The 14,047-nt window shown below is 46.3% G+C and carries 11 protein-coding genes; 7 read left to right on the top strand and 4 right to left on the bottom strand.

All coding sequences use genetic code 11. From position 1 onward, the window contains the following. The first annotated feature begins 126 nt into the window (after positions 1-126). From AAAT93_RS01445 to holA, 4 genes are all read left to right on the top strand, one after another. The gene (locus AAAT93_RS01445; protein ID WP_021985678.1) at positions 127-1,653 is read left to right on the top strand and encodes a sensor histidine kinase; all 1,527 of its coding nucleotides are present in this window, start codon (positions 127-129) and stop codon (positions 1,651-1,653) included. Then, positions 1,650-2,528, top strand: coding sequence for a GerMN domain-containing protein (locus tag AAAT93_RS01450; RefSeq protein WP_195541312.1), 879 nt, complete (start codon positions 1,650-1,652; stop codon positions 2,526-2,528). Before AAAT93_RS01445 ends, AAAT93_RS01450 begins: the two co-directional genes overlap by 4 nt. A gap of 17 nt (positions 2,529-2,545) precedes the next feature. Beyond that, on the top strand, positions 2,546-4,960 hold the full coding sequence (locus tag AAAT93_RS01455) for a DNA internalization-related competence protein ComEC/Rec2 (RefSeq protein ID WP_227573343.1): 2,415 nt from the start codon (positions 2,546-2,548) through the stop codon (positions 4,958-4,960). Between the two features lie 187 nt (positions 4,961-5,147). Beyond that, positions 5,148-6,176: a DNA polymerase III subunit delta gene (gene holA / locus AAAT93_RS01460; protein ID WP_147353285.1), complete on the top strand. Its 1,029-nt coding sequence runs from the start codon at positions 5,148-5,150 to the stop codon at positions 6,174-6,176. Positions 6,177-6,242: 66 nt separating this feature from the next. On the opposite strand, the gene AAAT93_RS01465 is transcribed toward holA, so the two are convergent. The 4 genes from AAAT93_RS01465 to AAAT93_RS01480 are packed head-to-tail and all read right to left on the bottom strand — an operon-like array spanning position 6,243 to position 9,254. Next, positions 6,243-7,175 (bottom strand): thiamine pyrophosphate-dependent enzyme, encoded by a 933-nt coding sequence (locus AAAT93_RS01465; protein ID WP_021985674.1) that lies wholly within the window; start codon positions 7,173-7,175, stop codon positions 6,243-6,245. 14 nt (positions 7,176-7,189) lie between these two features. Further along, a complete protein-coding gene (gene porA / locus AAAT93_RS01470) occupies positions 7,190-8,371 on the bottom strand; it encodes a pyruvate ferredoxin oxidoreductase (RefSeq protein ID WP_196021110.1) in 1,182 nt (393 codons plus the stop codon). A 1-nt stretch (position 8,372) separates the two neighbouring features. After that, positions 8,373-8,681: a 4Fe-4S binding protein gene (locus tag AAAT93_RS01475; RefSeq protein ID WP_021985672.1), complete on the bottom strand. Its 309-nt coding sequence runs from the start codon at positions 8,679-8,681 to the stop codon at positions 8,373-8,375. Continuing rightward, positions 8,682-9,254 carry a 2-oxoacid:acceptor oxidoreductase family protein gene (locus AAAT93_RS01480; RefSeq protein WP_021985671.1) on the bottom strand — a complete coding sequence of 191 codons (573 nt, stop codon included), beginning with the start codon at positions 9,252-9,254 and terminating at the stop codon, positions 8,682-8,684. A 182-nt stretch (positions 9,255-9,436) separates the two neighbouring features. Between AAAT93_RS01480 and AAAT93_RS01485 the strand changes: the two genes are divergently transcribed. The 3 genes from AAAT93_RS01485 to AAAT93_RS01495 are packed head-to-tail and all read left to right on the top strand — an operon-like array spanning position 9,437 to position 14,015. Then, positions 9,437-10,219: a hypothetical protein gene (locus AAAT93_RS01485; protein ID WP_196021101.1), complete on the top strand. Its 783-nt coding sequence runs from the start codon at positions 9,437-9,439 to the stop codon at positions 10,217-10,219. A gap of 11 nt (positions 10,220-10,230) precedes the next feature. Further along, positions 10,231-11,706 (top strand): hypothetical protein, encoded by a 1,476-nt coding sequence (locus AAAT93_RS01490; RefSeq protein ID WP_227573344.1) that lies wholly within the window; start codon positions 10,231-10,233, stop codon positions 11,704-11,706. 26 nt (positions 11,707-11,732) lie between these two features. Further along, positions 11,733-14,015 (top strand): hydratase, encoded by a 2,283-nt coding sequence (locus AAAT93_RS01495; RefSeq protein WP_117781206.1) that lies wholly within the window; start codon positions 11,733-11,735, stop codon positions 14,013-14,015. Positions 14,016-14,047 lie beyond the last annotated feature (32 nt).

Here is a 14,047-nt window from a genome sequence, read left to right on the forward strand (position 1 = left end):
GTGTATCCCCCTTTCGGTGTTGTACTTGTATCATAGCAATTTCGCATGGATTGTACAAGTGCCTTGAAGCAAAACGGACGGTGTGATATAGTAGTGGTATTCTGGAAAAGGACGGAATGAAACAACGTGAAAGACGAAATAAAAGAAGAAAAAAAGGATGAAAAATTAGAACGTAAAAAGCTGAAACGCCGGGAACGGGCGGAGAAGCGCCAGCATAAACATATGGGCATCAGCCTCCGATGGTTTGTGACGTTTCTGATCATCGTGCTGTGTGCAGGGATTATGCTTGTGTATTCGCTGATGTCAAGCCGTCTGTATGTGCAGCGATATCAGGAACAGCTTGAAAAAAATGTGATGGCGCAGGCGGAATATCTGAAGAATAATCTGCTTGAGAATCATATGACGCTCGATGACCCACAGGATTTAAATCTTCGTATCGAAGGTGTCGCAACGACTTTTTACGGCAGGGTGCTTGTGATAAACCGGGAGTACCGGGTGATCAAGGATACTTATGGAAACCATGAAAATGCACAGATTGTAAATCCGGATATTATGGCTGTAATGCGCGGACAGGCGAGTGAGAAGATATCGAAGAAGGATGGATATCTTGAATATATCACAGCTGTGAAGCAGGAACAGGATGTACAGGGCGTGCTTGTGATTCAGGCATCGACGGACAGCCTGAAGGTAATTGAACGCCGGGTAGAACGACGAAACTGGTTGTCATTTGCACTTATCATGGCAATCTGCATTGGTGCAGCATGGGCAATCGGCAATGCAAGCTCACGTGGGATCAAGCGTATCAATCAGCAGATGGAAATCGCGGGAGAAGGACAGCTGGAGACACAGATTCCAGTGCGTGGATTCAAGGAGTTTAAACAGCTGACGGAACGTTACAATGCGACGATATCCAAGCTGATGGTCATTGACTCCACACGACAGGAGTTTGTATCGAATGTGTCACATGAATTAAAGACGCCGATCACGTCGATGAAGGTGTTGGCAGATTCTCTGATACAGAACGAATCTGCGGATCTTGCAATGTACAAGGAATTTATGACTGATATCGTGGATGAGATTGACAGAGAAAGTAAAATTATTACCGATCTGCTGACACTTGTAAAAATGGATAAAAAATCAGCCGCGATGAATATCGAGGAGATAAAGATCAATGATCTGTTGGAGGTGATCCTGAAGCGCGTAACGCCAATCGCCAAAAGCCGTGGAATCCAGATTACTTACGAGAGCTACCGTGATGTGACGGCATGGGTGGATGAGGTCAAACTGAGTCTGGCTCTGACGAATATTATAGAGAATGCGGTGAAGTACAATGTTGACAATGGCTGGGTGAAAGTGACGCTCAATGCAGACCACCGCAACTTCTATGTGAAGGTTGCAGATTCCGGTGTTGGAATCCCGGATGACTGCAAGGAGCATGTATTTGAACGTTTCTACCGGGTAGATAAAGCGCGAAGCCGGGATACCGGTGGTACAGGACTTGGACTTGCTATCACGAAAAGCGTCATTCAGATGCACAAGGGTTCAATCAAATTGTACAGCGAGTCTGGAGAGGGCACTACATTTACCATTCGCATTCCGATGAAATCGGATGCCTCCGTGGATACAGCACGAAAGGAGGGCGATGCAGAATGAGAAAGAAGTATTGGAAAACCGGATGCGTGATCGCGACACTGCTTTGCCTGACAGCCTGTGGGAAAGCACAGACTGGAGAGATTACACCGCTTGCAGATAATATGATTCATCTGTATCTGGCAGAGGATAACACAGTTGTGCGTGCCGATGCAGATTACCAGTTGAAAACACCGGATGCAATCGCATCCTGCGTGGAGGATGCAATGACGGCACTCACAGCAATGGAAACATCGAAGATCGAAGCTTACAGTTATATGATGGGCGAGGATAACAGTTTGCAGATGGATATCACACTTGTGGAAGGCAGTTACGAGCAGGAAGATATATTGCTGATCATGGCAGCCACAACGAAGACATTGTTCCAGATGGATGATATTTCCAGCATTGCACTGACCGTAAAGGGGCATGACGAAAAAGTGTATGCAGAGCAGTTGTTCCTGCGGGATTCTGTTTATTATTATGGTACCGACGAACTGAGTCTGGCAGAGGAATCAATTACCATGTATGCACCAAATGCGCAGGGAACTGCACTGGAATCCTATGGAATCAAAGTGCAGTCGGAGCCACAGACGTCCGATCAGGAGTATATCGTGCGGGAGCTGGTACAGAAAAAAGTGCTTTCGCCAGACACAAAGGTGAACCAGGTGTCGGTTCATGATTCGGTCTGCTATCTGGATCTGTCAGAGGAATTTACAAATGCCGTGGGAACGATTTCACCAGAGCTTGCGTTGTATGCAGTCGTGAATTCGGTAATTGCACAGACAGACGTGGATACGGTACAGATTCTGATTGATGGAAAAATCGTGCCAATGTACCGGAATGTGGTTGCAATAGACAAACCATTACCATTTAATGCAAATGTAGTACAAGAATAAAAGAATATAGGAGACGTATGAAACGACCAGTATTTTGTGTGGCTTTGGCGTATGCACTTGGAGAGGTGATTGGCCTGTACACAAGAACGGTGGGCGAGATAGGCATAGTGAGTGCTATGCTTGTTTGCGTTGGGATTTTCGTGCGGAAGAAAAAACAGGGAAAAAGCGCATGCGTGCTGGGACTGGGAGTCGGTCTTGGAATGCTTGGCGCTTTTTTGCGTATTCCGCAGGATCTACGGGAAAAGCCGGATATCCGGCAGGAAAACGGTTACGATATTATAACCTATGCAACGGGAGGGGAGACGCAGGGGCAGCCTGTCATCTGTGCCGGGATTCTGACTGACCGGCAGGGAGAAACATGGACGATGCGGGTACTGGACGGAGCTGACGTGCATGGAGATATTCAGCTCCGTGGTGTGGAAGGGGAACACACGATTGCGGAGATTGTACAGGTAACAGGTACTTATGATACATTTGAGCATGTGAGAAATCCGGGTGGGTTCCAGTCACGCAGCTATTATCTTGCCCGGAATATCAGCGGATATTATTATGCACCGCAGGTGACGACGATCACCGTTAATCAGCGGGAAATACTTGGGCTGCCTAGATATTTGTATTATCAGGGAAAACGTATATTATATGAATTGCGTATACGGGCAGACTGCCAGATTGCAAAGCTTCTTCCAGAAGAACAGGCGTCGCTTGTGTCTGGAATCCTGCTTGGAGAAAAATCAAGGATAGATGCAGAACTCAAGACATTATATCAGATGGGCGGGATTGCGCATATTCTGGCGATATCAGGACTTCATATTTCCCTGCTTGGAGGACTGCTCTTTCGACTGATGCGGCGGGCTCGTGTGCCGATTCCGGTAGCAGGAATTATCACGATAGCAGGACTTTTGTTGTACGGCATGATGACCGGAATGAGTCTGGCAACGATGCGTGCGATCTGGATGATGGTGATTTTTCTTGTGGCGCAGATGTTCGGGAAATCCTATGATATGCCGACTGCGATGGGAGTTGCCTTGTTCTTTATGCTTCTATGCAACCCGGTTCGCATCTTAGATGCCGGGATGCAGTTAAGCTATATGGCGATTGCGGGGGTATCACTTGGAAACTATGGGATGAAGCGCTTGCATAAAAAAACTGGATTTCGGCGGTTTCAGAAACGATATCCGCTTCGGTTCCGTGTGGTGCAGAGCCTGTTTTATTCTGTAACATTGCAGGGGATGATGCTTCTTGTGGTGGCAAAAACCTATTACGAGATACCAGTCTATGCAGGATTGCTGAATCTGATCGTTGTACCGGGGATGACGGTTGTGGTAGCAGGAAGCTGGTTCGGCTTGCTTGTATCCATTGGCACGATTTCGCTTGGCAGGTTCGTCATGCTGCCGGTTGGGTGGATGTTACAGGGATATACATGGCTTTGCGAAAGGACACTGGAACTGCCGTGGAATACACTTGTTACAGGAGAGATACGAGGCTGGCAGATTGGCATGTGGTATGGCGGGATTGCATGCACGCTGGTATTGCTTCGCACAAAAACAAGAAATAAGCTGCGGGACTTTGTATATAAACATACCGGCAGGTTCTGGCGTAAAAGAGAGGTCGTGCGCTACACTGTATGCACGATCCTTATAAGTATGCTGTTACAGGGGGCAGGACAGGCGTTATGCGTGTGGCAGCAACGCACAGAAGCAATCTATTTCTTGGATGTTGGACAAGGCGATGGAATCCTGATACGATCCCCGGACGGAAGAAATATCGTGATTGACGGCGGCTCGACGTCACAGTCAAAATGTGGGACATACACACTGCTTCCGGCGCTGCGATCGCAAGGCATGACGGAGATTGACTGTTGGTTTGTGACACATACCGATGAGGATCATATCAGTGGATTAAAAGAACTTTTATTGCAGGGAAAACTGACGCAGATCAAGGTGCGGACGGTTGTCTTTTCCGCCTATGTGTTTCAGGATGCGGCATTGGCAGAGTTAGAAGCAGTGATTCGGGCTGCCGGAATCACAATCGTGTGGATGAGGGAGGGCGACGTGATCGGCGATGATACATTTACGCTTACCTGCCTGCATCCAACTGCAGAATATCGTGCAAAGGATAAGAATGCAGCGAGTCTGGCACTGGCATATCATTCTGATACATTTGACATGTTATTTACTGGAGACATGGATGCAGATGCCGTCGCAGATATGGATATACAACAGGATTATGATTGCATCAAGCTTCCGCATCATGGCTCGAAGTACTCGTATGTGGAGGGGGTCTATGCGCATGCGGACTATGGTTTGATTTCCTGTGGATACAATAACCGTTATGGACATCCACACACGGAAGTGCTACAAGGGTTAGCGCAGGAAGGGACGAAGGTACTTCGGACGGATGAGATGGGCGCAGTTGTTTTTCGGGGGAGATAAAAAGCTTGGAGGATACAATAATATTTAATAGGGACGAAGTGGTAATGAAATAGATTGTGTCAGAAAATTGATAGAAGAAGAAAGGTGTGATACAATGTATTCGTTGAAAACAACGAGGTATTCAAACGAAACAAAAGGTGAACATACCGAATAATAAGAGGAGTTAGTGTTCTATATCGGAGTCAACATGGCAAAAAAAGAAAAAGCAAATGGCATGGCCATTTTAAATGAACAAATCAATAAGAAAGAATTCAGTCGTGTGTATCTGCTTGGTGGAACGGAACCATATCTGATCTATCAGTATCGGGACAAACTGATCGCGGCGATGATCAATCCAAACGATACAATGAATTTTATCACCTACAAGGGTGAGAATTCCAAACCAGAGGACATCATTGAATTTGCAGATACCATGCCATTTTTTACAGAACGCAGAGTGGTGCTGGTTGAGAACAGCAATTTCTTCAAGAACGGCTGTGAAAAGCTGGAAGAAGCCTTAGATGGACTGCCAGATACGACAGTGCTGATCTTCGTGGAGAAGAATATTGACAACCGGAAGAAACTAAGCAAGCTTGTCGCACAGCTTGGTACGGTAGCAATGTTTGATGCACCGGACAGTGAGATGTTAGCTGTCTGGTTAAATGGAATGTTTGTAGAGGATCAGATTGCGATCAGCGGTGCGACATTGCGATATCTGATCGATCGAGTTGGAACGAGTATGAATCTGCTTAAAAATGAAGCAGACAAGCTCCGCTCCTATGCTGTGGAAAAAGGAAGCGTATCCAAAGAAGACATTGACCTGCTTTGTGTGAATCAGGTGGAAGACAAAATCTTTGATATGATTGATGCGATATCAGAAAAAAAACAGCAAAAGGCAATGGAATTATATGATGATCTGCTGTATTTGCAGGAGGCACCGATGAAGATTCTCGTGTTGATCACACGGAACTTCATGCAGCTTCTGAAGATCCGGTTTGCACTGGATACTGGTACACCAGAGGGACAGATTGCTTCGGCGTTCGGTATCCGTCCGTACTTTGTGAAAAAATATATTGCGCAGGCACGCTCTTTCACGAAAGAGCAACTGCTTTCCTGTGTGAGGTTATGTCAGGAAGCAGATACGAGCATCAAAACAGGTAAAATGCGGGATAAGCTTGCAACCGAGATGGTGATATTAGAGCTTTTGCTGCATGGCGGAGAAAAACAGGAAGTATAGTATAACAGATATAAAAAGCTCCACGCTTATAAGTTAAGCGTGGAGCTTTTGCGTTGTCGTAGATATTTACTTCGAACACATATAAAGCAGGTTTTCCCATCTGCGGTCAACCTCTTCCTGATACTGTACAAGCAGGTTCTCGTTTTCTGGCTTGAACAGATGCTTGAATCTTCCCTGTGGACGAAGGAAGTCTTCAATTGGAAGCTTCTTCTTTGGCTCATAGTTCAAGATCCACTTGCCTTCCACAACCTCGAACAGTGGCCAGTAGCATGTCTCCACTGCGAGCTTGCAGATCTTCATGATATCGGGTGTGTCATAACGCCAGCCACGAGGACATGGTGACATGATATTTAAGAATGCTGCACCTGGTGTGTAGATTGCCTTCTCAGACTTCTCATACAGATCCTTCATGGTTCCGATGAAGGTAGACTGTGCAACATACGGAATATCATGGTTTGCGATGATAGATGCGAGATCCTTCCGGTTCTGCATCTTACCGTTGGAGCATTTACCAACTGGTGTTGTCGTTGTATCTGCGAACATTGGTGTTGCAGAAGAACGCTGGATACCGGTGTTCATGTAAGCGCCGTTATCATAGCAGACATATACCATATCGTGATTACGCTCCATGGCACCGGACAGGGACTGGAGACCGATATCGTAAGTACCGCCGTCACCACCGAATGTGATGAACTTGTAATTCGCGGAAATCTTTCCCTTCTTCTTTAATGCGTGGTAAGCAGTTTCAATACCGGAAAGTGTTGCACCTGCATTTTCAAATGCATTGTGCATGTAGCTGTCCTCCCATGCGGTATATGGATACATGAAGCTGGATACTTCCAGACAGCCGGTTGCATTTCCGATAACCGCCTTATCCCCCTCATGCAGGGCACGCAGGACTGTACGAACAGCGATTGTTCCGCCGCAGCCTGCACACATTCTATGTCCCGGAGCGAGACGTTCCGGTTTGCTCATTACTTCTTTAAAATTAAATGCCATCTCGATTCCCTCCGTTACTTTCTAAGTCCGATATACTTGAACTGTTCTGCTTCCTGCTTGCCGGATACATAATCTATCAGATCCTGATAGATACCGCAGGCTGTTTCTACTGTGTAATCTCTTCCGGCAAGACCGTAGAAATAGTTGACTGTTGTTGATTCGTTCTTTGCATCGTATAAAGCAGCCTTCAGTTCAGAACCAAGCGGACCGCCGCATCCGGAGAAGCTTTCTGCACGATCCATGATCGCGATGCCCTTTGCATTTTCGAGGGCAGCAGCTAATTCGGCGCCTGGGAATGGACGGAATACACGTACCTTGATCATACCTGCCTTGATGCCCTGCTCGCGAAGCTCATCAACGGCTTCCTTCGTTGTTCCGGCAGCAGAACCCATGATCACGATCACATACTCGGCGTCATCCATGCGATACTCCTCGAAAAGTCCGTATTTTCTTCCGGAGATCTTCTCGAATTCCTCTGCGACCTCTAAGATAACCTTCTTGGCATTCTTCATGGCGATACGCTGGTTCATCTTTGTCTCCATGTAGAATGGAGAGTTTGCATAAGGACCAACTGCCATCGGCATATCTGCATTTAACAGGAAGTTTTCTGGTTCATAGCTTCCTACAAATTCTTTTACTTTCTCTGTCTCAATCAGTGAGATATTCTCAACTGCATGGCTGGTGATGAAACCATCCTGACAAGCCATAAATGGAAGCTTAACGTCCGGATGCTCTGCAATGCGGAACGCCTGGATGTAATTGTCGTAGGCTTCCTGATTGTTCTCAGCGTAGATCTGAATCCAGCCGGCATCTCTGGCACCCATACTGTCAGAGTGGTCACAGTTGATGTTGATCGGTCCGGTTAATGCACGGTTTACAACCGCCATAACGATTGGAAGACGATCGGAAGCTGCGACATAAAGTACTTCCCACATGTAGGCAAGGCCACAGGAAGAAGTAGCTGTGATTGCTCTTGCGCCAGCGGCGCAGGCACCCATGGTGGCACTCATAGAGCTGTGCTCGGATTCAACCGGGATAAACTCGGTGTCGATGTCACCGTTTGCAATGAAGGTGGATACCATCTGAGGAATCTCTGTCGATGGTGTGATTGGGAATGCTGCCATTACGTCAGGATTGATCTGCTTGATTGCATGTGCAACTGCCTCGTTACCTGACATTCTTTCACGAATTGCCATATTAGATTCCCTCCTTCATTGTAATTGCACCGAAGCTGCAGACGCGCTCGCAGATACCGCAGCCTTTGCAGTGGTCTAAGTCGAAGTCTTCTCTTTTTCCGTCTTTTACCGGAATACAGCTATCCGGGCAGACGGGTGTGCAGAGCAGACACTGTGTACATTTTTCCCAGTCGATCACTGGAGTTTTTGTTCTCCACTCGCCTGTACAGAATTTACGGGAACCGCCGCCGCCATAGATCTGGTTGCCCGGCGTCATATCATAGTAAGGACTATGTTCATTGATTTTAGAAATATCTGTTGCCTTTGACATTTATTTTACCTCCTCGAACGCCATTTTCAGTGCACGCATATTGCCGTCGATTACTTCCGGCTTCTTTGCGAATTTGTGTTCATAAGATGCCTGCATCTGGGATAAGAACACATCTTTATCCATGATGTCTGCAACCTTTACGATAGCAGCAAGCATCGGGGAGTTAGGGAAATACTTTCCAAGTGTTTCCATTGATACTTTGTGTGCATCAATCGTATAAACGCTTCCCTTGTATCCATTTAATAAAGGAAGAATCTCTTCTTTTGGACGCGGTGTGTTGATCACGATGGCACCATCTTCCTTCAGACCATTTGTGACATCTACGGAATGAAGCAGTGTCTCATCTACAACAACCACATAGTCCGGATGATAAATATTGGAATGTACCCGGATTTCGGATTCGCCAATTCGATTGTAGGCCGTGATTGGTGCGCCCATACGTTCCGGACCATACTCCGGAAATCCCTGGACGTGCATACCTGTGTTGAAAGCAACGTCCGCAAGCAGAAGTGCTGCGGTTTTGGCACCCTGACCTCCACGTCCGTGCCATCTGATCTCGATGTTCTTTTTCATATATTGCACTCCATTTCTCATAAATACAGTAAAAAACACAATAATTATACCATTCTGATAAAAAATGTAAAGGGAGTCGGTGGTTTTTCTTGGCAAATTACAATCTTTCTTGAATAATCTGGTTGAAATTGATATAATCAGTACGTTAAGCTTTTACACAACAAAAACAAAGGAGTTTTGTTATGCGAAGAAAGAAGAAAGACAAAAATAACATAAATAATCAGGAAGAAATTGATTTGATTCCGATAGAGTCACAGCAGGAAGAAACGGAAGTGGGTACACAGCCGGATGCGGAGCCAGAAAATCCGGAAGCGACGGCAGAAGATACATCTGATGCATCTCTGGAGACAGAAACGGAAGTAGAATCAATAAAAACGGAAGCAGAATCGGCAGAACCGGAAAGTTCGGAAGTGGCAGCAGAGGATACGTCTGCACAGCCGGAAACACCGGAGGAAGAAAGCGAATCTTCTGCATTGTTTGGTGCGTATGTTGCTGAGGAGAACAAATGGGAGCGCAAGAACCGGATCAAGGATGAGAAGATCAAGGCAAAACAGGAGAAGAAGCGTGCGAAGTACGCGGATGTTGATGACGATACATACGAGCAGATGAAAGCGGGCGGCGCTCATAAGTTTTTTGGTGTGCTGTCTTTGATGATGCTGATTGTCGGAATTGCCGCAGTTGCACTGTTTGTCTACCGTTTGGTCATTGCACCTTCCTACGCGCAGGTGGGAGAGAAGGAAAAAAACCTGCATGTAGAAGGATTTGCCACGGAGACAGATACTTCCAAATATGAGCAGCAGGTAACTGCCCTGCAGGGAATTGCAACTCCGTCTGACCTGACTGATACATGGGTGGAACAGCCGTTTGAGCAGGCAACACCAAGTGATGTATCTGCACAGGATACAGAAGGCGCTGATACATTACCGGCAGACGATGCAGAGGCAAAGCCTGTTGTGATTGATTAGGAGGTGCAAGGATGAAAAAGACATGGAATAAACTTATTATTGTGTCGTTTATAGTGCTTGCGGTCGTTGCCTGTGCGGCAATCGTATTCCTATATCCGTACTACAATGAATATAAGGTATTTGACGGTATTGAAGCTGGACAGTGGAACGAGGTGCAAAAAAGCTACGAAGCGTTAGATAGCGAAAAGCAAAAGGCAGTACAGGAAATGCTTCCGGATTATGCGAAGCACATCTGCCTGGAATATCAGACCGGTGAAAAAGATTACATTTATACAGTCGCAGCATATGATGCGATCAACAGTATCGATGAGACAAAGAGCATTTGTACAAAATACAATGTGCTTGTCAATCGTACCGAATACCGGGATGCGATCGAACAGATTTATAATTCAAACCAGAATTACAATGGACAGGGTGTTGTGCAGGCGAACGAGACGATCAACAAGATCAATCTTCGACTGGATACAGACACGAAAAAAGAGGTTGTAATTGAGGTTTTAAATGAGAAGTATCAGCAGTATGTAGATGGTGAAATTACGGCGGATGCGATGAACAGCTATATTTCTATTGTCAATGGTCTGGCTGTGACAGATATTGCAGATTATACAACCGTGCTCACCAATAACATTCAGGTGATCGAGTCTTACCGGACATTGTATGACACAGCACAAGCAGCATATGATCAGGGAGATTATTTTACGGCATTGAATATTTGCCAGTCCGTGCAGTTAGATCCGCTGGATTCGCAGTATATTGATAAATTTTACTCATTATACAAGCTTGCGTATTCTACAGGCATGAATTATTATGACGGTCTGCTTGATACGTATATTGAGATCGGGGATAACCAGAACGCATTGAACCTGTTGGATAAGCTGGAAAAATATTATGCCGAAGATATGAATCTTCAGAAATACAAGCTGTCTATGGCAGCCGACTGGCAGAAGGCATATGTGAAGCTGGCAGAAAATGCAGATTCAGAAATCCAGAAGGTACTTGGAGAGACCGAGGACGGTATCAATATATTAGATTCGTTCTATAAAAATATCAAACCAGACAGTATGCTGTTGTATGATGTCGATGAGGACGGTGTGCCGGAGGCATTTTTCTATAACAGTATGGAACGCAACGAGACCTATGTGAGCTGCTTTATCTTTACCTACCGGGATGGCGCGGTTTCTTACCTTGGCTATGCGAAGGTGCGGAGCTTCTGCAGCGACAGCAGCTTTGTCGCATTTCCTTGGCTATCGACACGGACTTCCGGGGATGAATATTGCCTGAAACGGTATTCGGATGGCGTGATCACAGATGGACCGTATGTCCAGAATGTGGATGGTACTTATTATGTCAATGAGCAGGTTGTGGATGAGACGGAGTATCTCTCCCAGCAGAGTGAAACACTTGCAACATCTTTAAATAAGGGTGTGAAGGACTTTGATACAGCAACATTAGAAGACAGCGAAAGCTATATCTTAGCTTACAAATAAATTAAACGAGAGTATGGAGGCGAATTATGGTAAAACTTTATGAAACAGGTGCATACTTACTGAATGGTTCCGAGCTGGTTCCAGATGACGGACAGGCACAGGCAGTACTTGCATCGAAGGGTGTACAGACATCCAAAGAGGATGCATCGAAAAACACAATGGCATATGGAATACTCGAAGCACACAATACTTCGGGCAATATGGAACAGCTTAAGATCAAGTTCGATAAGATGACAAGCCATGATATTACATTTGTTGGTATTATCCAGACAGCGAGAGCATCAGGACTGACAGAGTTCCCAATCCCGTATGTACTTACAAACTGTCACAACTCTTTGTGCGCAGTTGGTGGAACAATCAACGAGGACGATCATGTGTTTGGTCTTTCCTGTGCAAAGAAATACGGCGGAATCTATGTACCACCTCATCAGGCGGTTATCCATCAGTTCGCAAGAGAGATGCTTGCAGAATGTGGAGCTATGATTCTTGGCTCTGACAGCCATACACGTTACGGTGCCCTTGGTACGATGGCAATCGGCGAAGGTGGCGGCGAGCTCGCAAAGCAGCTTCTGAAGCGTACATACGATGTGGCAAAGCCGGGGGTTGTGGCAATTTACTTAGACGGTGAAGTACAGAAGGGCGTTGGTCCACAGGACGTTGCCCTTGCAATTATCGGCGCAACCTTTGGCTGTGGTTATGTAAAGAATAAGGTTATGGAGTTCGTAGGACCGGGTGTAGATAAGCTGTCCGCAGATTTCCGTATCGGTGTCGATGTTATGACGACAGAGACAACCTGTCTGTCATCCATCTGGAAAACAGATGAGAAGATCGAAGAGTGGTATGAGACACACTACAGACCGGAGTGCTACAAAGAATTAAATCCGGGTGCTGTTGCATATTACGACGGTGTTGTTTATGTAGATCTCTCCAAGGTAAAACCTATGATCGCAATGCCATTCCACCCAAGCAATGTCTACACAATTGAGGACGTGAAGGCAAATCTGATGGATGTTTTGGACGATGTAGAAAAACGTGCGCAGGTATCCTTGGATGGCAAGATTGACTTTACACTGAAGGATAAGGTTGTTGACGGAAAGCTCTATGTAGAGCAGGGAATCATCGCAGGCTGTGCCGGTGGTGGATTCGAGAATATCTGTCAGGCAGCAGACCTGATCCGTGGAAAATACATTGGCGCGGACGAATTTACACTTTCTGTATATCCGGCATCCACTCCGATTTATATGGAGCTTGCGAAGAATGGTGTACTTTCCGATCTGATCGAGACGGGTGCGATCGTCAAGACTGCATTCTGTGGACCATGCTTCGGTGCTGGAGATACACCGGCAAATAATGCATTCTCGATCCGTCACTCAACAAGAAACTTCCCGAACCGTGAAGGTTCGAAGATCCAGAATGGTCAGATTGCTTCTGTCGCACTGATGGATGCACGTTCGATCGCAGCGACAGCCGCAAACAAGGGCTTCTTAACAGCTGCAACCGATCTGGATGTAGAATACAAGGGACAGAAATATTTCTTCGACAAGAAGATCTACGATAACCGTGTCTATAATGGATGGGGACATCCACAGCCGGAGCAGGAGATTAAGTTTGGACCAAACATCAAGGATTGGCCGGAGATGGTGGCGTTGACAGACAACCTGATGCTCAAGGTCGCTTCCGTGATCCATGATCCGGTTACAACGACGGATGAGCTGATTCCTTCCGGTGAGACATCTTCTTATCGTTCGAATCCACTCGGACTTGCGGAGTTTACATTGTCCCGTAAGGATCCGGAGTATGTAGGCAGAGCCAAGGCAATCCAGAAGGTCGAGCGTGTGCGTGAAGCTGGTGAGTGCATGGGCGAAGCAGATCCGAACATGAAGACAGCTATGCACAAGGTGAAGGAAATGTTCCCGGATGCATGTGGCTCGAATACCGGTGTCGGAAGTACGATCTTTGCGGTGAAACCGGGTGATGGATCTGCACGTGAGCAGGCGGCTTCCTGCCAGAAGGTACTTGGCGGCTGGGCTAATATCGCCAAGGAGTATGCAACAAAGCGTTATCGTTCAAACCTGATCAACTGGGGTATGCTTCCGTTTGTCATGGATGAGGATTACGACTTTGATGTGGATGATTATGTATTCATTCCTGGCGTTGCACAGGCAATCCGCAACAAGGATGAAATTATCAAGGCGTATGTTGTGAACAAGGATATGAAGGAGTTGTCGTTGAAACTGGGCGACCTGACAGACGATGAGAGAGATATCATTCTGGCTGGCTGTCTGATCAACTACTACAAGACACATTAATCAGATATATTCATTTAAACCTTTACACATGG

It is taken from the genome of Coprococcus hominis (ex Arizal et al. 2022), assembly GCF_040094675.1.
Taxonomy (GTDB): Bacteria; Bacillota; Clostridia; order Lachnospirales; family Lachnospiraceae; genus Coprococcus_C; species Coprococcus_C hominis.